Here is a 1,325-nt window from a genome sequence, read left to right as displayed (position 1 = left end):
TGCAACGCATGGTGCGCCGTATGCAGCTCACGCTCCAGCTCCTGCCGCACCCGCAACACCTCCCCCGCACCCAACGTCCCCGCCGACGCAAAACTGTCCAGCCACCCATCCGCCACCTCATCGAACCCACCCAACACCCGCGACACCGCACGTGACCGCTCCGCCAACTCCCCCACCCGCTCCACCACCACCCCCCGCAACACCCCCTCCCGCACAACCAGTTCACGCACCCATTCCTCACTCCGCACCTGGGCACGCTCGAACCGCTCCCCCAACGACTGCGGCGCGGTCACCTCCCGCACATACGCGTCCCACCGCTCACCCGGCCCACCCGACGCGTCCGCTTCGGGGCCCGACAACTCCGCGAACCTGTCCCGCAGCTCAACGGCCATGTCCTCCCGAAGCTGCACCCATGACCACCCGTCCAGCCCACCGTCCTCACCACGTCGGCGCTCCCAGTCCGCCAGCTCACGCTCCACCGTGTCCAGCGCCCCGCCCACAGCGGTCTCGCGCACACCGCGGTCCACCACCGCGCCGCCGCTCCCCGAGACCGTGTTCACCACCGGTCCCGCGCCGCCGACCGACTGCACCGGGCCCGCCGACGCCGGACCCCTGGCCGCTGTCCCCTGGCCGCCCCCGGCCGTGGCCTGGCCGGGGGCCGTGGCTGCCGACGTCGGCGACGCGGCGAACGGATCGGTGCGGTAGTGGTCGTCGACGACCCGCAGGTACTCCGCCCTCAGCTCCGCCCGCAGACCTCGCAGATCCATCGCGGGTACGCCGGAACCGCTCTGCGGCCGCTCGCCACGAACCTCGTCCGTGCCGGCCCCGTCCGCCCATTCCGGGCGCGCAGCCGGGTGCTCCTCCACCAGGAAGCGGCTGCCGAACAGCCCGTCGGACACCTCGGCGACCGCACCGTCCACATCGCGTACGAAGCCGGTCTCGAGCCTGTCCCGCTGCACCGCCCATTCCACGGCCCGGCCCAGCACGGCACTCTGACGGCTCTCCACCGCCCCCCAGCCACCACCGGGGCCACCTCGCTCGCCGGGACCGGCCAGGAGCACCTCCTGGTTGCGCTGCACCACCGTCTCCACGAAGCCCCACACCCGGCCGGCTCCATCGCCCGAGCTGATCCCCTGGACCCAGTCCGTGCTCGGCAGGAGGCCGCCCGGCACCCATCCCCGCTCGGCCCATCCCTGCACGGTATCGGCGATGTTCTCCCGGGTCCCCACTCGTTGGGCGGCTTCGTGGGTGGCCAGACGCCGCCCGAACTCGGCATCCCGCTCCGCACGGAACGACTCCCACCGCTCCGCCCGCCCCACCACCGC

General features: G+C 73.3%; 1 protein-coding gene. It reads right to left on the bottom strand.

What is annotated here, in order from left to right:
- The coding region (locus tag ACWD04_RS34005; RefSeq protein WP_451137588.1) for a hypothetical protein at positions 1-1,325 on the bottom strand (1,325 nt) is incomplete at both ends.

It is taken from the genome of Streptomyces sp. NPDC002911, assembly GCF_053591835.1.
The sequence above is the reverse complement of the archived record's forward strand: the minus strand, read 5'-3'. Positions and strand labels throughout refer to the sequence as shown.